This is a genomic window from Candidatus Woesearchaeota archaeon (assembly GCA_030651135.1).
Lineage (GTDB): Archaea > Nanobdellota > Nanobdellia > Woesearchaeales > JACPBO01 > JACPBO01.
In genome coordinates, this window is sequence record JAUSCS010000006.1 from 640,956 (window position 1) to 658,195 (window position 17,240).

Genomic DNA, 17,240 nt, shown 5'->3' on the forward strand with positions numbered 1-17,240 from the left:
ACAAATCTCCTGATTTGGATAAAATGGTTTGGAAATCTTGATTTCAAAAACATTTTATATTCCTAGCAACGCGCTGCCGTAAGCATGCAGAATAAGCATAACTATAATGACAATTATAGAGAAAACAACAATCATGCCTGGCTTGAATTCTATCTTTGATTTGTAGTCGTCAAAATATCTCGTGATTCCTGCTGTGCTTGTCGGCATTGATACTTTTTCTTGCGCCATTTTTCCTTTTAAAATAAATGCAGGGTGAAAATAAGCCACCTTCTGTCGGATGCTTATTCAGACCATCCGCCTCAGTATTTAACTAAGCGTTCTTTGCGAACTTGCACCAGCCAGGGCTGCCCGTTTCACCGCATCCTTTAAAGGCGTCAGCAGGTTAACTTACCTCTGTTGCCAGAAGCTTCACTGCATCATCCCATTTTAAAGGCCGTTTCGTTTCTGTGACGTTGCCGTCCATTGCTGGAACTCGCTGCCGCGAGTGGCTGCTTCCTCCACGAATGGAGGGGTGGGTGGACTTTCCTCAGCTCCACTAAAGGTATCCTCACTTTCGTTCGGAAACCCCTCCGGGGAACCGTCAACTGAGTATTCACCCTGCAGAACATGGTAATTGGTTTTTATTTATAAAGATTGTGAAAATTTTTATATAAGTTTGATTTTTCCCATTTTGATGGGCATCAAAGAAATTAAAAAGACGCTATCCGAAAACCTGGAGTTTATTGTTGCAAGTGCAGCTTATGTTGCAGCAAATACTGCAGATTACATTTTGACATCGCAAGGAGTTGCGCATGAGCCTCACGAGGGGAACATTGTAATTCAGCAGTATATGAAATGTTTTGGGGTTAATGACGGGCTGTTGATCTATAAATTAATTGTATGCGGCAATTTGTTAGTGGGATTAAAGGCCATTGATTCCGCATATAAATGTCAGAATTTTCCATCCAGTCTTTGACTGGTGGCAGAACGCCAACCGTTTTCATATGTGGAAAATTCTGAGCATGCTCAAAAACCACCCGATGTGATGGAACGCAGCTACATGCCACCCATCTATGATGGGTGGTTTTTGACAAATAGCCAAACCAATGTCAAAGCAAAATACCTGCTCTATGGGGCTTCTGCATTGACAGCAATAGCAGGATATGTCTGGCTTTACTTGAATAAGTAATGCAATGCAGAATTGCAATAGAAAACCAACAATTTTATATACCCTTTCTTAAATCCATATCGTATGAAAAGAACCAACACCTGCGGAGAGCTTGCAAAGAAAGATATTGGGAAAAAGGTAACTTTGTGCGGCTGGAACCACAGCAGAAGGGATCACGGCGGAATAATATTCATTGATCTCAGGGACAGATACGGCATTACGCAGATTGTTCTTGATCCAAAACATAACAAGAAACTCCATTCTGAAGCAGAGCATTTGTCAAGAGAAGATGTTCTGCAAGCCAAAGGAACTGTCAGATACAGGGGCAAAGGGCTGGAAAATCCAAAGCTGGCAACAGGCGAAATTGAAGTCCTGATTGATGAATTAAATGTGCTGAACAAAGCAGCAACCCCTCCTTTTGAAATAGAGGACAGGCTTCCTGTTAATGAAGATTTAAGGTTGAAGTACAGGTATCTCGACTTAAGAAGGCAGGTAATGCAGCAGAACATAATTCTGAGGCATAAGATGATCAAGGTTGTAAGGGATTACTTTAATGAATTAGGATTTTTGGAGATTGAAACTCCGCTATTGGCAAAATCAACTCCTGAAGGCGCACGTGATTATCTGGTTCCGTCAAGAGTGCATGCCGGCAAGTTTTACGCATTGCCGCAAAGCCCGCAATTATTCAAGCAATTATTAATGGTTGCAGGATTTGACCGCTATCTGCAGATTGCAAAATGTTTAAGAGATGAAGATTTACGTGCAGACAGGCAGCCGGAATTTACGCAGATTGACATTGAAATGAGTTTTATTGATGAGGAAGATATTTACAGCATGATGGATGGCATGATAAAGAAAATCTGGAAAGATGTTTTAAACATTGACGTCAAAACACCTATAAAAAGAATAACATATGAAGAAGCAATGGGCAGGTACGGCTCAGACAAGCCCGATCTGAGATTTGGCTTAGAGCTAGTCAATGTGAGCGATATTGCAAAGGATTCTGATTTCGAAGTTTTCAAGAATGTAACAAAATCCGGTGGCTGTGTCAAGGCAATCAATGTAAAATCTGCAGGAGATAAATTTTCAAGAAGCGACATTGACGGCTTTATCAGCTTTGTACAGATCTACGGAGCCAAAGGCCTTGCATGGGCAAAGATAACAGACAAGGGAATGGAAAGCTCTATTGTAAAATATTTCAATGAAAAAACTCAGAAGGAATTAATTAAAAAATTAAATGCTGAAAAAGGGGATTTGCTCTTATTTGTTGCAGACCACAAGCATTTTGTTGTAAATGCTGCATTGGGCGCCTTGAGATTGGAGATCGCAAAAAGATTAAGCTTAATAAATCCAAATACATTTGATTTTACATGGGTTACTGATTTTCCATTGTTTGAGTTTGATGAAGACTTGCAGAAGCATATCGCTGTGCACCATCCCTTTACCTCACCAAAGGACGCTGATATGCCCCTTCTTGATACGGATCCCTTAAAAGTTAAAGCCAAAGCTTATGATCTGACGCTTAACGGAGTTGAAATAGGGGGCGGATCAATAAGAATACACAGAAGCGAGCTGCAGCAGAAAATGTTTGATATTCTGGGCATAACAAGGAAGGAAGCAGAGGGCAAGTTCGGATTTTTATTGGATGCGTTTAAATATGGAGCGCCTCCGCACGGAGGAATCGCTTTTGGCGTTGACAGATTAGCTGCGATAATGACCGGAAACGAGTCTATAAGGGAAGTTATTGCATTTCCAAAGAATAAAGCTGCTGAATCATTAATGGAAGGCTCTCCTTCTGAAGTTTCTGATGAGCAATTAAAGGACTTGAGTTTGAAGCTAGACATTGTGAAAGTTCCTGAAAAGAACGCATTGTTTGACAGGATAATTGAAACATTGAAGAATGAAAATATAACTTATGAATTAATGGAGCACAAGCCCGTTAATACATCAGAAGAAGCTGCAAAAGTCAGGGGAACTGAATTGAAGCAAGGCGCAAAGGCGCTTGTCTGCAAAGCAGGAAATAATTTTGTGCAATTGGTTATTTCTGCTGCTACTGAGCTTGATCTTGATAGGGCAAAAAGAGTGATTGGATCAGCAGTTTCACTTGCAAATGCAGATGATGTAAAAGTTTTGAGCGGCGTTTCAATCGGAGCAGTTCCTCCGTTTGGAAATTTGTTTGGCATAAAAGTTTACGTTGACAAAAGGCTGACAGAGAACGAGCAGATCGCCTTCAATGCAGGAATGCACACAAAATCAATAAAGATGAGAGCAAAGGATCTTGTGAGGGTTACTGGGGCTAAGGTTGTGGAGATTAGCAAATAGATGTTATGCTCAATAATTTCATGGGCTTAAATTAGAAAGCGCAAGAATTATATGTGATTGTTTTCGATTAACGATTTAGCCCAATTTTCTACATTATCATTATCTTCAATTATAAACTCCTGACCAATATCTACTGATTTAAAATAGCCTTCCGATTTCCAAGATTTTTCAGAATGTCTGCTTATTCTAACATCCTTAAAGAATTTAGGCAAATCCCATTTTGAACGGGAAAGACCTTCTTTTGTTAAAACCAACTCTTTATTAAATCTAAAAATTCCTGCACCAGATATACCATCGTCCCATGTTAAATTCTTTCTTGCAACATAGATTGTGTTTGTTGAAGTTTTTCTCCTATCTTCATCCATTGCGTGTGGATGGCACTTCATCCAATCAGGAATTTCAGATTTATCATTAACTTGAATTATCTTCTCTATTTGAAGATATCCAAAAAGAATATGTAAATCAGGGGCAGATTTATCAAAATAATATCTTCCATTCTTCAAAATAGTCTGTCTAAACCAACCAAAAAATAAAAATAAATCACCCTCTTTTACTCCTTCATTTAGTAAATGCGATTGCGATTGATTAATTTGCCCAAAAACCGCTTTCCAATCTTTATCTCTTTTTATAATATCTGTATAAATGTCTGGATCTAAATGACATTCTGTGTCTTCTGTTAATTCGTGCCATTCTTCATCATATTTTATTTTTGGTTTTAATTCTTTCATTAAATCAAAATAGGATTTGTTTTCATTTAATTTTAAGTTAGAATATTTTATTACATCCCTTAATGGAATTGGTAAAGATATCAATCCACCATCTGGGAGAATTGGGCTTGGATAACCTCCATAAGCTGAATCAAAACCTTTACGGCTGAGTATAATCTTCATATTAGACCATATTTATCTACACTAATTTATAATTCTTGCCATTTATTGTAGTTCTTTATTGCTCACTTTGTTCGCCTGATTGAACGCCCCTGAAATTACTTTTTGGACGAAATTTTACCACACTTTGCAGAGCGAAAGAGCATACAGGAATCCCCTGTTTTCTTTCAAGTCAAATTTTTCAATAAATATATAAAGAAAACAAAATAATCTCACACTATGAACTATCCGCTTGGCGTGCTGTTCGGCATTATCGTCATGATCAGCTGGGGCCTTGACAAGATATGCTGGAAAAAGGTTTCATCTAAGTTAGATCATCACACAATGCTGCTGTTTAATTATTTCTTCATGGTCTTGTTTCTGTTTATTTTTTCAGCCATAACAAACAACATAAAGTGGATCAGCCTGAATGATCTATTGCTGGCTGCATTTATGGGCTTCTTGGGATTTATAGCAATTCTGATGTTTTTCATTTCATTCAGATTCACACAGATATCATTGATAACCGCTCTCACCACAGCTTATGTGCCAATTGCTGCAATTCTGGCCGTATTTATTTTTAAAGAAAGCATAACCCTGCTCTTGCTTATCGGCACAGCTCTTGTTTTCATGGGTATTTTTCTGTTAAGCTTAAAGGACGGCAAATTAAAAATAAAGAACTGGAAAATAACTTTGCTGCTTGCAGCAGCCATATCTGTTATATGGGGATTCACATATCCTTTCCTCAGGATTTTGGTAAACAGCATGGGCGCAGTAACAGCATCGCTTTATTTTGAGGGCTTTATAATGCTTTTCTGCCTGATTTATTTTTTGATCAGGAACAAAAACCATAAATTTATTGTAAAAAAAGAAAACACAAGATGGCTTATTTTAAGCGGCCTTTTAGGCGCAGTTGGAGCTGTGTTTTACAACTTCAGCCTTGATCATGGCCTTATTCTGATAGCCTCGCCAATGGCATCTGCTTCAATGATAATAACTGTTTTGGCTTCATGGCTTTTCTTAAAGGAAAGATTAACGAAGAAGCAATGGGTTTATATAATAGTTATACTGTCAGGTTTAATCTTGATTTCTATATAAAAAATCAATACATTGCCACTAAACATATTTCTATACAGCTATTTTTCTATTATTTCTATATTCTCGGGTGTTGTGTTATACCATTTTTGCATAATCCAATATATAGTCTCTTGTAGTTTGCTATGCATCTTTTTGTCCGCCGGAATTATTGCTCTCAATGGATCATCTTTAGGAATGCAAATTATGCCAAATGGAAGATTATCTGCGAGACAACCACGATTATGATAGTCACTGAATTGATTTAAATGCGCTTCCTGAAGTAAAAGATGATCATCTATTGTTAATGCTTCAATAGAGATAAAGCGCACATCTTCAGGTTTATTTTTATAGTCTTTTCCTGCTTCAGGCAAAAATGCATCATAACCCCACCTCTCCGAATAATCCTTAGGAATGCACATTTTCCCTGCTCTTTTTACAAGTACATGGTATTTCTTTGCAGTTTGAGCAGTATCGGTCATTTTTTATCCCAGCTGTTTTGCAATTCGCCTCGTTCATATAGCTTTATTAGACAATACGCAAAAAGCAATTTTTGAAAAGATATTGCTCCAGTGTAATGATTCTTGTATTCAAAAAATCCAGAAACAAGTTTGCCTACTATATTGTTGATGCCCTCCTCTCCTTTAATTTGCTTTGGTATTTTTGGGCAGTTTGCTTCCAAATACCTTTTTGCACACATTACATCAACTTTGTATGTGGTTTTGTCTAATTTTTTTATTACACCTTCTCTTAATGCTTCATGTTGAATATCATCTATGGCAAGATCCAACATTCTACGAATATCGTTGATGATATATACCCCAAACATTTTGACCCTCCTATTTTTATCATTATATTATTTTTGGCTTTGATTCTTTCTTACACAGCTCTCTCATAAGATATATGGCGTACACAAGGGCTCGGGTAAGGTTTTTATAGTTTAATGGATAATGATCTAAAGACTCTGCTATCTTGTCTGTTAATAATAAATGTAACTCTTTTGGATCACGGTTAGAAGGTTCATAATGCTGCTTAATTGCCACATTTGCAAATGCGCAATAATTTTTGGTATCTGGAGTATTTTCTAATAAAGTTATTAAGTTGTTCATCTTTTGTTTTTGCTTATTATAATAGGCATCATCATAATAACTGTTGTAATAAGTACTAAACAGGTCTTTTAAATTTGAAAATCCACAATTCTCTGCAATTTTTCTAATTTTGTCCATTTCGTTCAGAGTTCTTCCATATGTAAACATTTCATGAATCTTCTTCAACATTTTTCCCTCCTCATGATGATTAATAACTATGAAGTAGTATAATATATCAACTATTTAAATCCTTGTTGTCTTTTAAATAACAACAATAGAAAGATTTATAAAGCTCTGAATATCTTCATTTAGAGATGGAAACCGATTTTTTAAAGGATATCGGATTAACAGACAACGAAATAAGGGTTTATTTGGAACTGCTGAAATTAGGCGAAGCCTTGGCCAGTGAATTATCAGACAGAACTAATGTAAATAGAACCTTGACATATCAGATATTAAGCAATTTAATGAAAAGAGGGTTGATTAGTTATGTTATTAAAAATAATATCAAATACTTCAAAGCTGCTAATCCATCTAAATTGCTGGATTTTCTTAAAGAGAAAGAGATTAATATTGAAAGGCTGATCCCGGAATTATTTAAATTAACCCCGCCTAAAGAGAAAAAGTATTCTGTAGAGCTGTATGAAGGCAAAGAAGGGCTAAAGACCATAATGAATGATATAATAAGATCAAAGCCAAAAGAATGGCTGGATTTTACTTCTGGCTTAACAGTTGAAATTCTGCCTGAATTTTTCATGGATAAATGGAATAAATCAAGGATTAAAGAGAAAATAAAAGCGAGAATCTTGATTAACAACACTCCCGAAGGAAGAAAAAGGGGCAAGGATTTAGAAAAACTGAAATTTACAGAGATCAGATATTTGCCAGAAGATTTAAAATCTCCATCTCATATTTATATTTACGGAAATAAGGTTGGTATTGCCTTGTGGGTCAAAGAATTTCCATTCGGGGTTTTAATTGAAAGCGAAGAAATTGCCAACAGATTCAGGGAATTTTTTGAATGGTTTTGGAGGTTAAGTAAAAAATGCTAAAAGTAATCTCCTTTGACCTCGACGGGACATTATTGGACAAAGAAAGGTTTGACAATGTCTTCTGGTTTGAGGAAGTTCCGAGGCTCTACTCAAGGAAAAATAAGATCAGCCTTGAAAAAGCAAAGAAATTTGTTTATGGGGAATACCATAAAGTCGGGAATAAGCGCCTTGACTGGTATTTTCCTTCATACTGGTTCAGGCATTTTAAATTGAAGGAAGATCATAGGGCTGTAATGAGGGATATGAAGCACAGGATCAAGCTTCTCCCGGAAGTTAAAAAAGTTCTGAAAAAATTAAGCAAAAAATACAGATTGATTGTTGTGACAACATCAACGCATGAGATGAATGAATTGAAGCTTGAAACTGAAGGTTTAAGAGATTATTTTTCAAAGATCTTTTCAGTAACATCAGACTTCAAGATGATAAAAAAGAACCCGAATGTATTCTTAAAAATCATAAAAAAGCTAAAAATAAAAAAGAACGAAATAGTTCATATCGGGGATGATTATGAAGATGATTATATCACACCAAGAAAAGCCGGGATCAAAGCAATTCTGATTGACAGAAAGAACAGGCACAAAGGAAAATTTATAATAAATACCCTTAAAAAATTAGAAAATCTTATAAATGCCTGAATTTGTTAATATGCACAAGGTGGTAGATCATGAAAGTTGATAAAGAGCTTATTGAGCATGTTGCAGAGCTTGCAAGGTTAAAGCTTACAAATGAAGAGATTGATAAATTTCTGCCTCAGCTAAAGGAAATTCTGGATGCATTTTCAAAGCTTGATGAAATTGATGTAACAGATACAAAGCCTAGCTTCCAGCCGATTGATCTGAAAAATGTGATGCGCGAAGACAAAGTGGAAAAATGCCTTACGCAGGAAGAAGCTTTGTCATTGACAGAGCATAAGAAAGACGGTTATTTCAAAGGACCGAGGGCGGTGTGAAATGAGAAATGCATTACTCTTAATTTTAGTGTTCATTTTAATAGCGGGGTGCGCAAAAATGGCAGATGAAACAAAAAAAGAAATAGCAGTTATTGACACGTCAAAAGGCATTATAAAAGTTGAGCTTGACAGGCAAAATGCTCCTCTGACAGTCAATAATTTTGTGAACTATGCAAATAATAGATTTTATGACGGCCTTATTTTCCACAGGGTAATACCTGGCTTTATGATACAGGGCGGCGGCATGGATGAGAATTTAACACAGAAAAACGCATATGCCCCTCTTGTCAAGAATGAGGCAAAAAACGGCCTGAAAAATCTAAGGGGCACAATAGCAATGGCAAGGACAAGCATGATTGACAGCGCAACATCGCAGTTCTTCATAAATGTAATTGACAATTCTTTCCTGGATCACAGAGATGAAACTTCGGGAGGATACGGCTATGCTGTTTTTGGCAAGGTCACCGAGGGAATGGATGTTGTGGATGCCATCAGCCTGGCTGAAACCGGCTCTAAAAACGGATTTGATGATGTTCCTATTGAAACTATAAAAATAAACTCAATCAGAATAGAATGAACACAGCAGATTTCATCAAAAAAATACAGAACAGGGAGATTGATGTAATTAAAAATACAGAAAAAGCCATTGATGAGATAAAAAAAATAAACAAAGATCACAATTATTTCAATACTATCTCCGAGAACTTTGCGTTAGATCAGGCAAAGGTTGTTGGCAAAAGGCCGCATGGAAGATTAGCCGGGCTGACTGTCTCGATAAAAGACTGTATCTGCGTTGATGGCGTTGAATCAACTGCCGGCTCAAAAATATTGAAAGGTTACAATCCTGTTTTCAATGCAACTGTTGTTGAAAAAATAATAAGGGAAGGGGCGATTATTGTCGGAAAAACATCGCAGGATGAATTTGGCTTCGGAGGATTTTCCATTAATACTGGTGTTGACTTTAAAATTCCATTGAATCCTTTTGATAAGGAAAGGAGCTGCGGAGGAAGCTCTGGCGGCTCTGGCGGTATAACGCAAAAAGCATCTTTCCCGCATATCAGTTTGGGTGAAAGCACAGGCGGATCAATTGTAAATCCTGCATCGTTCTGCGGGGTTGTAGGCTTGTGCCCCACATATGGAAGAGTTTCCCGTTATGGTTTGATAGATTACGCTAATAGCCTTGATAAAATCGGGCCAATGGCCAAGAATGTTTATGATGCTGCGCTGATGCTTGAAATAATTTCAGGGCATGACCCAAAAGACTCAACAACAATAAGCAAGGCTGTTGAAAAATATACAGATGCTGTTGGAAAAGACTGCGATGGAATGAAGATCGGCATTATAAAGGACTCATTTGGCGAGGGAACAGACAAGGAAGTTAAAAACAAGGTTATGGATGCTGTTAAAAAGCTTGAAAAAAACAATGTGAAATACGAAGAAGTTTCATTGCCAATAACATATAAATACGGGATTGCATGCTACTATCTTATCGCAATGTCTGAGTCCTCAACAAACCTTGCAAAGTACTGCGGAATGAGATACGGGAAGCATGAAAAGCTTGAAGGCAATTTTAATGAATATTTTTCAAAAGTAAGGTCGCTTAACTTTGGCCCAGAAGCAAAAAGAAGAATTATTCTTGGAACATTCGCAAGAATGGCAGGCTACAGGGATGCTTATTATATCAAAGCAATGAAAGTAAGGACAAAGGTTATTGATGAATACAAAAAATTATTCAAGAAATATGATGCATTGATCTCACCCACAATGCCGATAACTGCTCCAAAAATAAAAGAGATAGAAAAGCTAACTCCTTTGCAGAATTATATGATGGACATCATGACTGTTGGCCCTAATCTAGCGGGTCTGCCGCATATAAGTATTCCTGTCAGGTTTAAAGGCAATATGCCGATAGGCATGATGATTATTGGCGATCATCTTGAAGAAAGCAAGATAATCCAATTAGGAAGCGCAGTGGAAAAATGACAAAATGGGGCAATCAGAAGGATGTTACAGCTTTGGAAAGCGAAGACAAGCCAAAGAAATGCCCAGACTGCGGCGGCAAGATCGTCTTTGAAGATGGCGAATTAATCTGCAGGGTTTGCGGGCTGATAGTTGAATAATTTGAATAACGCGTTGGAATGATCATGCAAAAAAGAGGCCAGATAACTGCATTCATTATAATAGGGCTTGTTCTAGTTATTTCTCTGGTCATTGTTTTTTCAATATCGGGCGGCAGGCAGGCAAGCGAGCTGAAAAGCTCAGCTGCTGAGGCAACTGTTGGCAGCGTAGAAACAACCGTGATCCGCACATATATTGAGAATTGCCTGAAGACTACATCTCAGGATGCTGTCTTTTCAAAAATAGGGCTGCACGGGGGATATTTAACAGAAGAAACAGACGTAAATTATGCCCACTATCAGGACGACGAAATTACTTATTACGTTCCTTATTATGTTGATGGTGCAGCTATTTCTATTCCTGCGCTCAGCTATATTGAAGCCAAAGCAGGAGAATATGTTGCAGCAGAAGTTGACACGTGCATTGATTTCGATATGCTGAAAGATCTGGGATATAATATAACAAAAGAGGATGAAATAGAAGTGAGCTTTAAAATAAACAGGGAAGATATTTCTGTTTCAATGCAATATCTGATAACTGCAAAAAAGGACTCCTCTATGGCAGAATTGTCGCAGTTCAGTGTTGTGCTTCCGATAAGGCTTGGATTGTTGTATGAAAAAGCAAATGAAATTGTGAATGCGATAAAAGCTGCAGAGCAAATCCAGCCGCCTGAAAATTATGATATTTCGCAGCACTGCAGTATGTTCGACAATAACGTCAATGTTTATTTTAAGAACGGTGAAATAGTGCAGCTGGTCGACTTCAAAACTTATGATTACAAATATACACATTCAACCATATACCAGTTCGCAATACAAAATGTCAGATTCACAGGTGAGTGCAGTTGAAAAAAAACAATGCAGTATTTTTTGTTTTGATGATTTTATTTATTTTTATTTCTGTAAAAATAGCCCAGGCTGTTCCAGATTCTGACCGCGATGGTGTTCCTGACGCAAATGACAAATGCCCAGGCACAGCTGTATTGATCGTTGACAGCAATGGCTGCTCCTGCGCCCAAAAAAACTGCCCCAGCTTGAACAATCCGTGCAGAAAAGACTGCGATGACAGCACTTATGAAGCGATATGCGGCAAGCCGATCGATTATGCGTCATGCGGCAGCGCAAGAACGTGCCCAGAGGATAAATGCGAAGGAGATCTTTTTGTTGATTATCCTGAAAGCAAGAATGATTACTGCCTGAACGGAGACTGCTTTGCTTATTCATGCGCAGCATTAAGCAGAGCATATAATGCAGATTGCGCATCTGGAAAAAAACCCAACATTAATGAAAGCGTTAATAAAACTGTTACGAGCAGCATAATCAATTTAACCAATCTGACAAACATTACAAATCTAACAAGTGCGGCTATTGGGGGAGGCGTTGCAGAAAATTTAGAAAATGCCAGCGGCCTTAATCTTTCAAACCAATCAGCAACAAGCAAAGATTCAGGATTTCCGTTTATTCCTTCTGGCGAAGAAAGAACTGCTGCCAGTCCAATAAAATTCAATCTCGATGCAAGAATAATCATTGTTGGCTTTATTTCAATAGCAATCTTAATCGCAATCATATCGGCAATTCTGATCATAGCAAGGCAGATTGCAGTATCAGAAGCTGTTTCAATAGAAAGAGATTTGAAGCTGAGAAGATACATATTGGCGGCATTGGCAGCAGGATTTACAATTGATCAGATAAGAAGAAGGTTGAAAATGTCAAAGATCCCGGACAAGCATGTTAAGAGGGCGATGAGGGGGATAAGGTTAAAGCGCTAAGAAAGATTTAAGCTATCATAGATTTTCTCAAATAAAACCCCTTTTCTAAAAACAACGGGTGAGCCAGAACTTAAATCTATTATTGTTCCGCCTTTTCTTTCAGGATTTTGATATTTTGCAGGTTTTGAATCATAAATTATGTAATCAACATTATTGACCATTTGTACGGGCAGTTCTTCAAATACCGCACAATTTCCTTCTCCAGTATTATTGGCTGAAGACCCGACAATTAAAACCTTGTCTTTCGTTGATAATTGCGCTAATGCTTCAATAACATTTCCAGGATTAAACGGAACTGCAATTTTTCCATCCTGCACCGTATGATTCAATACCCACTCCGATAATGCGCCATACCATTGTCTAGATCTTGGGTTGATAGGAACTAAAAAAGAACACAGGTATCCTGCTTCTTTAATTGACCGGATATATTTTTCATATGTTGGTATGGGCACATAAGTGACATCATCAAATATTTCTTGGTTATTTCCTATTACCATGCAAGGCTTATATTCAGGCCTTCCTTTTAATTCATACATCTTCTTTATGGCTTCTTCAGAATTTCCCAATAGCACATAACCAACATCTGAAGGAACTAAAATTAACCCGCCTTCTTTAAGAACAGCATATGCCCTTTTAACCTCACGATCGACATTAGCATCACCTAACTCGCTACTTGAATATTTGCCTTGTTTCAATAGCCTTTCCCTCCCTACGTTGTTAGGATCAAACAATTCATAAGTGGCTGTATTTTTTAAGATGCCTTTTTGATGAGTTCCGCTTAAAGTCGTGAAGGATGTTTTCCCGACTACTGCTTTTTCACAAGGAGAATCTCTCCCCAATACAGTATAAACCAATTTGCTTGTTCCAAAGAGCAATTTGGGCTTTATATTTGTTGTAAAATTATAAAAATCAGGCCTTGCGATTGAAGCAGCAATTATCTCTTCTAATGCGCAATTACCGCTTCGTTCCCCAACACCATTGATAGTTGTCTGTATTTCATCAACTCCTGCTTTGATTGCTGCCAGAGTATTTGCAACTGCTAATCCCAAATCATTATGCATATGAACACTTATTTTTAAAGAATCTTTAAAATGAGCTTTTATTTTTTTTATCAGATCTCTAAATTCTTCTGGCTGCGAATGACCTAAAGTATCAGCTATAACGATGCTATTCGCTCCTGCCTTTTTGGATTCTTCACATAATTTAACAAAGAAGGCATAATCTGCTCTTGTTGCGTCCTCGATCCCAATAGCCACATCCTGAAATCTTTGTTTTGCGTATTGTGCTGCTTTAATGGTGTTTTCAATAGTTTGCTCTTTTGACCAACCCAGTTTATTAATCAGAATATCTGAACCAACAGTTGCTAATTCTATTTGAGCATTTTTGTTGGATTTTATGGCATAGTGGGCTGCATCAATATCGGATTGATGTAATCTTGAAAATACGCACAACTTTGCATTTAAGTTAAGGCGGCTTATTTCTTGTGCAGCAAGATACTCCATATAACACGCTGCAGGAAACCCTGCCTCAATTGTGTTTATGCCCAATTTATCCAGAGCCTTGGCTACCTCTATTTTCTGGGCAATAGTCATCCTGTTATTTGCTCCTTGCTCTCCGTCCCTGAGTGTTGTGTCGAAAATATTTACCTGTTTCATATAATTACCGTACAGTAATTACATTTATTAAAGTATATAAATCTTTGTTGTAAATATAATTACTACAAATAGAAACATTTAAAAGGCCGAGAATATATCCTGCATTATGAGAGAAGATGTATTAAAGTCGCTTGGGCTTTCAGACAAAGAAGCCAAGACTTACATTGTGCTGCTGGAACTTGGCCCTAGCTTAGCCAGCGAAGTGTCAAAAAAGACAGACATTCCAAGAACATTTACATATGACATTTTAAACGAGCTGATCAAGAAAGGACTGGCTTCTTACTTCATAAAAGAGAACAGAAAATACTTCAGGGCAACAGATCCTGAAAACCTAAAGACAGTGATAGAGCAGCAGAAGAGAATTCAATTATCGCTAATTTCAGAGGCATTGCCTGAATTAAATGAAATAAAATTCAAAGAGGCAGAAGAAAAGCCAAAAGTTGAATTGTATGAAGGAAAAGAAGGAGTTAAGACGATCCTGAACGATATCCTCAATACAAGGCCCAAAGAGATTCTTGTATATGGCGGCGTAGGCCAGTCAAGGGTCTTATTCCCAGTATTTATGAAACACTGGCATAAAAGAAGGCAGGAGCTTAAAATAAAGTTTAAGGTGATCTATAACAAAACAGAAGAGGCAGAGGAGAGGTTTAAAAAATTCAAGGAGGATTACAAATATTCTGAGGTGAAGTTTCTGCCGCTCTCTTTTTTCTCCCCAACTGCAATGATAGTTTATAAAAACAAGGTTGCCCTTACTGTGTGGACCAAATATCCTTTTGGGATTTTGATACAAAGCAGCGAAATCTCAGAAAATTATAAAAAGAGATTTGAATATTTATGGGAAATGGCAAGTAAAATCATCAAATGAGATAAAAAATGACCCAAAACTTTACAAGCGACATTGTGATCGGCCTTGAAATTCACGTTGAATTAAACACAAAAACAAAATTATTCTGCGGCTGCGCAACAAAAGGCAATGAAGATCCGAATACAAGAACCTGCCCGACATGCCTGGGCCATCCAGGGAGCAAGCCAGTATTAAACCAGGATGCGCTTGAATTTGCATTGAAGCTCTGCATTGCCCTTGACGCAGATGTTTCGCCGGAAATTGTCTTTTCAAGAAAATCGTATTTCTATCCTGATATGTCAAAGAATTTTCAGATAACGCAGTATGAAGTTCCTCTTGCAAAAGACGGGAAATTAAAGCTGAAAGCCGGGAAAACAATCGGAATAGCAAAATTGCATCTTGAGGAAGATCCTGCTTCCCTTGTCCATATCGGGTCAATGCAACAGTCTCCTTTTGTTCTGGTTGATTACAACAGAAGCGGCAACCCTCTTGTTGAGGTTGTTACAAAGCCCGAGCTTGAAAGCCCGGAAGAAGCTCGCGACTTTATGAACCAGCTCATTTCAATATTGGCATATTTGAGGATTTTTGACATCAACAATGGGATAATAAAAGCAGATGCAAATGTTTCAATAAGGGAGAGCGGCTATGTAAGGGCAGAAGTTAAGAATATAACTGGATTCAAGGACATTGAGAGAGCATTGAGTTATGAAGTTGAAAGGCAGAAGAAGGAAATCGAAGAAGGCAAAAAATTAAAGCAGGAGACAAGGGCATGGGATTCTGAAAAAGGAATTACATTTTTGCTGAGAACAAAAGAAACAGAAGAGGATTACGGCTACATAATTGAGCCTGATTTAACAAGGATCGAGATAAGCAGCGAACTAGTTGAAAGAATAAAAGAAGCAATGCCGGAATTGGCGCATGAAAAGGCGAAGCGTTTTGCCTCGCAATACAAGATAAAGAAAGAAGATGCTGAAGTGCTGGCTCAGGAATTTATGCTTGCAAAGCTTTATGAGCAGGTCGCAAAGGAAATTGACCCTCTGTTGGCTGCAAAATGGCTGAGAAGGGAATTGCCAAGGGTTCTGAATTATATCAAAAAGGATTTAGAGGAAGTTGAACTTGATGAAACGCATATAATTGACCTGCTCGATCTGGTTGAGAAAAAGGTTATAACAGAACAGGTTGCTCAAAGATTATTGGAAAAATTAGTTGAATCTCCTTTTGATGTAAAAAAATATGTTAAAGATCAAGGCATGGAAGCTGTTTCTGACAAAAAAGAGCTTGAAAAGTTCTGCATTGAAGCTATTGCAGAGAATCCAAAGGCAGTTGAAGACTATAAAAAAGGCAATGAAAAGGCGCTGAACTTCATTGTCGGATCAGTCATGAAGAAAACAAAAGGGAAGGCAACTCCTGTTGAAGTTAATGAGATATTGAAGAAGCTGGTAAAATAAGGCGCTTTTTCATAATGAAATTTCTACAAAAGAGATTAATCGTTATCTAAAACCACAATCTTTATATATTAATACGTATTTTTACGTAATATGGTAGAATTGATCAGCAAAATAAGCAAAGGAAGCAGGATGGATCAGGTGTATATCCCGAAAAACAGGTCAGATTTTGCCATAGGCAGCTATGTTGTGATAAAGCCGCTGGAAACTATGCCTGAAGAAGTGCTTAAGCCTTTTTTTTATAATATTAAATATCTGGAGCCGATAAAACTTAAAATAGTGGAAGAGGTCTTTAAAAATATAGGAATGCTTGTCAAATTCGATAACATAATAATAACAGGCTCTTTTTTGGAAGAAGGGTTTAGATTTAATGATATAGACATCATACTTGTCAGCGAAAATAAAATCGATGCAAAACTTATCGAAGCTTCTTTAAAGGAGAAAATTGGAATTGGATTTCATGTAAGTGCTATGAGCAACAAAGCTTTATTAAAGGGCATTTCCACAGATCCCTTATATCGCGCCATGCTGACTAAATGCGTTTCCAGTAAAAGGCTGATTTATAAAATACGCCCTGAAATAAACTATAAATTGCTAGACTTGCATCTTCTGAAAAGCAAGCCATTAATAGAAAACTTCGAGTTTTTAACAGGCGACGAAAAGTACAAAATAACAAGAAACCTTGTTGCCATACGCTTATTTATCGATAAAAAAGAAATAACCAAAAATAAAATAGATTCGGCTATTGATAACATTTTTGGCAGCAAAACAGTCCAGAAATTAAAAGAAAACATTGTTTTAAAAGAAGATTTTTTGGCTAAGTACAAGAAGCTTTATAAAGGTACTTTGAATAAGATTTTAGAGGGTATAAAGAATGAGCCAAAACAAAAGGAGACTGAAGTAATTTAATAA

21 protein-coding genes, 1 other RNA gene and 1 pseudogene are annotated in these 17,240 nt (G+C 37.3%); 16 read left to right on the forward strand and 7 right to left on the reverse strand.

Translation table 11 applies throughout. The annotated features are described in order from the left end of the window. Positions 1 to 54 precede the first annotated feature (54 nt). The gene (locus Q7J54_03905; protein MDO8740684.1) at positions 55 to 228 is read right to left on the reverse strand and encodes a preprotein translocase subunit Sec61beta; all 174 of its coding nucleotides are present in this window, start codon (positions 226 to 228) and stop codon (positions 55 to 57) included. 22 nt (positions 229 to 250) lie between these two features. Further along, positions 251 to 598: RNase P RNA component (gene rnpB, locus Q7J54_03910), an RNA gene on the reverse strand. 75 nt (positions 599 to 673) lie between these two features. Here rnpB and Q7J54_03915 point away from each other — a divergent pair. The 4 genes and pseudogenes from Q7J54_03915 (at position 674) to Q7J54_03930 (ending at position 3,469) form a co-directional block, all read left to right on the forward strand. Continuing rightward, positions 674 to 955: a hypothetical protein gene (locus Q7J54_03915; GenBank protein MDO8740685.1), complete on the forward strand. Its 282-nt coding sequence runs from the start codon at positions 674 to 676 to the stop codon at positions 953 to 955. 69 nt (positions 956 to 1,024) lie between these two features. Further along, a complete protein-coding gene (locus Q7J54_03920) occupies positions 1,025 to 1,168 on the forward strand; it encodes a hypothetical protein (GenBank protein MDO8740686.1) in 144 nt (47 codons plus the stop codon). Positions 1,169 to 1,231: 63 nt separating this feature from the next. Next, a pseudogene (gene aspS, locus Q7J54_03925) lies at positions 1,232 to 2,992 on the forward strand (aspartate--tRNA ligase). 78 nt (positions 2,993 to 3,070) lie between these two features. After that, positions 3,071 to 3,469 (forward strand): YbaK/EbsC family protein, encoded by a 399-nt coding sequence (locus Q7J54_03930; GenBank protein MDO8740687.1) that lies wholly within the window; start codon positions 3,071 to 3,073, stop codon positions 3,467 to 3,469. Between the two features lie 47 nt (positions 3,470 to 3,516). On the opposite strand, the gene Q7J54_03935 is transcribed toward Q7J54_03930, so the two are convergent. Then, positions 3,517 to 4,359 carry a hypothetical protein gene (locus tag Q7J54_03935; protein ID MDO8740688.1) on the reverse strand — a complete coding sequence of 281 codons (843 nt, stop codon included), beginning with the start codon at positions 4,357 to 4,359 and terminating at the stop codon, positions 3,517 to 3,519. Positions 4,360 to 4,575: 216 nt separating this feature from the next. Here Q7J54_03935 and Q7J54_03940 point away from each other — a divergent pair, with 216 nt between their 5' ends. Next, complete coding sequence (locus Q7J54_03940) at positions 4,576 to 5,433, forward strand: DMT family transporter (GenBank protein MDO8740689.1); 858 nt, start codon at positions 4,576 to 4,578, stop codon at positions 5,431 to 5,433. 38 nt (positions 5,434 to 5,471) lie between these two features. Here the strand turns inward: Q7J54_03940 and Q7J54_03945 are convergent, their stop codons facing one another. The 3 genes from Q7J54_03945 to Q7J54_03955 are packed head-to-tail and all read right to left on the reverse strand — an operon-like array spanning position 5,472 to position 6,686. Continuing rightward, complete coding sequence (locus Q7J54_03945) at positions 5,472 to 5,891, reverse strand: hypothetical protein (protein MDO8740690.1); 420 nt, start codon at positions 5,889 to 5,891, stop codon at positions 5,472 to 5,474. After that, on the reverse strand, positions 5,888 to 6,238 hold the full coding sequence (locus Q7J54_03950; protein MDO8740691.1) for a hypothetical protein: 351 nt from the start codon (positions 6,236 to 6,238) through the stop codon (positions 5,888 to 5,890). The genes Q7J54_03945 and Q7J54_03950 overlap by 4 nt, the downstream gene beginning before the upstream one ends. Positions 6,239 to 6,260: 22 nt before the next feature. After that, complete coding sequence (locus tag Q7J54_03955) at positions 6,261 to 6,686, reverse strand: hypothetical protein (GenBank protein ID MDO8740692.1); 426 nt, start codon at positions 6,684 to 6,686, stop codon at positions 6,261 to 6,263. 125 nt (positions 6,687 to 6,811) lie between these two features. Here Q7J54_03955 and Q7J54_03960 point away from each other — a divergent pair, with 125 nt between their 5' ends. The 8 genes from Q7J54_03960 to Q7J54_03995 are packed head-to-tail and all read left to right on the forward strand — an operon-like array spanning position 6,812 to position 12,384. Further along, positions 6,812 to 7,549: a helix-turn-helix domain-containing protein gene (locus tag Q7J54_03960; GenBank protein MDO8740693.1), complete on the forward strand. Its 738-nt coding sequence runs from the start codon at positions 6,812 to 6,814 to the stop codon at positions 7,547 to 7,549. Then, positions 7,543 to 8,184 (forward strand): HAD family hydrolase, encoded by a 642-nt coding sequence (locus Q7J54_03965; protein MDO8740694.1) that lies wholly within the window; start codon positions 7,543 to 7,545, stop codon positions 8,182 to 8,184. Before Q7J54_03960 ends, Q7J54_03965 begins: the two co-directional genes overlap by 7 nt. A gap of 29 nt (positions 8,185 to 8,213) precedes the next feature. Continuing rightward, positions 8,214 to 8,498, forward strand: a complete 285-nt coding sequence (gatC, locus tag Q7J54_03970) for an Asp-tRNA(Asn)/Glu-tRNA(Gln) amidotransferase subunit GatC (protein MDO8740695.1) — start codon at positions 8,214 to 8,216, stop codon at positions 8,496 to 8,498. A 58-nt stretch (positions 8,499 to 8,556) separates the two neighbouring features. Continuing rightward, entirely contained in the window at positions 8,557 to 9,075 is a 519-nt protein-coding gene (locus Q7J54_03975; protein ID MDO8740696.1) for a peptidylprolyl isomerase, read from the forward strand. After that, complete coding sequence (locus Q7J54_03980; protein ID MDO8740697.1) at positions 9,072 to 10,481, forward strand: amidase family protein; 1,410 nt, start codon at positions 9,072 to 9,074, stop codon at positions 10,479 to 10,481. The genes Q7J54_03975 and Q7J54_03980 overlap by 4 nt, the downstream gene beginning before the upstream one ends. Further along, a complete protein-coding gene (locus tag Q7J54_03985) occupies positions 10,478 to 10,618 on the forward strand; it encodes a hypothetical protein (GenBank protein ID MDO8740698.1) in 141 nt (46 codons plus the stop codon). Before Q7J54_03980 ends, Q7J54_03985 begins: the two co-directional genes overlap by 4 nt. 24 nt (positions 10,619 to 10,642) lie before the next feature. Then, positions 10,643 to 11,464 (forward strand): hypothetical protein, encoded by an 822-nt coding sequence (locus tag Q7J54_03990; GenBank protein MDO8740699.1) that lies wholly within the window; start codon positions 10,643 to 10,645, stop codon positions 11,462 to 11,464. After that, positions 11,461 to 12,384 (forward strand): hypothetical protein, encoded by a 924-nt coding sequence (locus Q7J54_03995; protein ID MDO8740700.1) that lies wholly within the window; start codon positions 11,461 to 11,463, stop codon positions 12,382 to 12,384. The genes Q7J54_03990 and Q7J54_03995 overlap by 4 nt, the downstream gene beginning before the upstream one ends. Here Q7J54_03995 and Q7J54_04000 read toward each other — a convergent pair. Beyond that, positions 12,381 to 14,039, reverse strand: coding sequence for a Sua5/YciO/YrdC/YwlC family protein (locus Q7J54_04000; protein MDO8740701.1), 1,659 nt, complete (start codon positions 14,037 to 14,039; stop codon positions 12,381 to 12,383). The genes Q7J54_03995 and Q7J54_04000 overlap by 4 nt on opposite strands. A 106-nt stretch (positions 14,040 to 14,145) precedes the next feature. Here Q7J54_04000 and Q7J54_04005 point away from each other — a divergent pair, with 106 nt between their 5' ends. The 3 genes from Q7J54_04005 to Q7J54_04015 all read left to right on the forward strand — a co-directional run bounded on the left by Q7J54_04005 (position 14,146) and on the right by Q7J54_04015 (position 17,237). Continuing rightward, positions 14,146 to 14,904, forward strand: a complete 759-nt coding sequence (locus Q7J54_04005; GenBank protein MDO8740702.1) for a helix-turn-helix domain-containing protein — start codon at positions 14,146 to 14,148, stop codon at positions 14,902 to 14,904. Positions 14,905 to 14,912: 8 nt separating this feature from the next. Next, positions 14,913 to 16,331, forward strand: coding sequence for an Asp-tRNA(Asn)/Glu-tRNA(Gln) amidotransferase subunit GatB (gene gatB / locus Q7J54_04010; GenBank protein ID MDO8740703.1), 1,419 nt, complete (start codon positions 14,913 to 14,915; stop codon positions 16,329 to 16,331). A gap of 90 nt (positions 16,332 to 16,421) precedes the next feature. Then, positions 16,422 to 17,237: a hypothetical protein gene (locus tag Q7J54_04015; protein ID MDO8740704.1), complete on the forward strand. Its 816-nt coding sequence runs from the start codon at positions 16,422 to 16,424 to the stop codon at positions 17,235 to 17,237. Positions 17,238 to 17,240 lie beyond the last annotated feature (3 nt).

Coding starts and splice junctions, on each gene's coding strand:
- Q7J54_03905 (MDO8740684.1), bottom strand. CDS start 228: ATGGCGCAAGAAAAAGTATCAATGCCGACAAGCACAGCAGGAATCACG.
- Q7J54_03915 (MDO8740685.1), top strand. CDS start 674: ATGGGCATCAAAGAAATTAAAAAGACGCTATCCGAAAACCTGGAGTTT.
- Q7J54_03920 (MDO8740686.1), top strand. CDS start 1,025: ATGGAACGCAGCTACATGCCACCCATCTATGATGGGTGGTTTTTGACA.
- Q7J54_03930 (MDO8740687.1), top strand. CDS start 3,071: ATGGAGCACAAGCCCGTTAATACATCAGAAGAAGCTGCAAAAGTCAGG.
- Q7J54_03935 (MDO8740688.1), bottom strand. CDS start 4,359: ATGAAGATTATACTCAGCCGTAAAGGTTTTGATTCAGCTTATGGAGGT.
- Q7J54_03940 (MDO8740689.1), top strand. CDS start 4,576: ATGAACTATCCGCTTGGCGTGCTGTTCGGCATTATCGTCATGATCAGC.
- Q7J54_03945 (MDO8740690.1), bottom strand. CDS start 5,891: ATGACCGATACTGCTCAAACTGCAAAGAAATACCATGTACTTGTAAAA.
- Q7J54_03950 (MDO8740691.1), bottom strand. CDS start 6,238: ATGTTTGGGGTATATATCATCAACGATATTCGTAGAATGTTGGATCTT.
- Q7J54_03955 (MDO8740692.1), bottom strand. CDS start 6,686: ATGTTGAAGAAGATTCATGAAATGTTTACATATGGAAGAACTCTGAAC.
- Q7J54_03960 (MDO8740693.1), top strand. CDS start 6,812: ATGGAAACCGATTTTTTAAAGGATATCGGATTAACAGACAACGAAATA.
- Q7J54_03965 (MDO8740694.1), top strand. CDS start 7,543: ATGCTAAAAGTAATCTCCTTTGACCTCGACGGGACATTATTGGACAAA.
- gatC (MDO8740695.1), top strand. CDS start 8,214: ATGAAAGTTGATAAAGAGCTTATTGAGCATGTTGCAGAGCTTGCAAGG.
- Q7J54_03975 (MDO8740696.1), top strand. CDS start 8,557: ATGGCAGATGAAACAAAAAAAGAAATAGCAGTTATTGACACGTCAAAA.
- Q7J54_03980 (MDO8740697.1), top strand. CDS start 9,072: ATGAACACAGCAGATTTCATCAAAAAAATACAGAACAGGGAGATTGAT.
- Q7J54_03985 (MDO8740698.1), top strand. CDS start 10,478: ATGACAAAATGGGGCAATCAGAAGGATGTTACAGCTTTGGAAAGCGAA.
- Q7J54_03990 (MDO8740699.1), top strand. CDS start 10,643: ATGCAAAAAAGAGGCCAGATAACTGCATTCATTATAATAGGGCTTGTT.
- Q7J54_04000 (MDO8740701.1), bottom strand. CDS start 14,039: ATGAAACAGGTAAATATTTTCGACACAACACTCAGGGACGGAGAGCAA.
- Q7J54_04005 (MDO8740702.1), top strand. CDS start 14,146: ATGAGAGAAGATGTATTAAAGTCGCTTGGGCTTTCAGACAAAGAAGCC.
- gatB (MDO8740703.1), top strand. CDS start 14,913: ATGACCCAAAACTTTACAAGCGACATTGTGATCGGCCTTGAAATTCAC.
- Q7J54_04015 (MDO8740704.1), top strand. CDS start 16,422: ATGGTAGAATTGATCAGCAAAATAAGCAAAGGAAGCAGGATGGATCAG.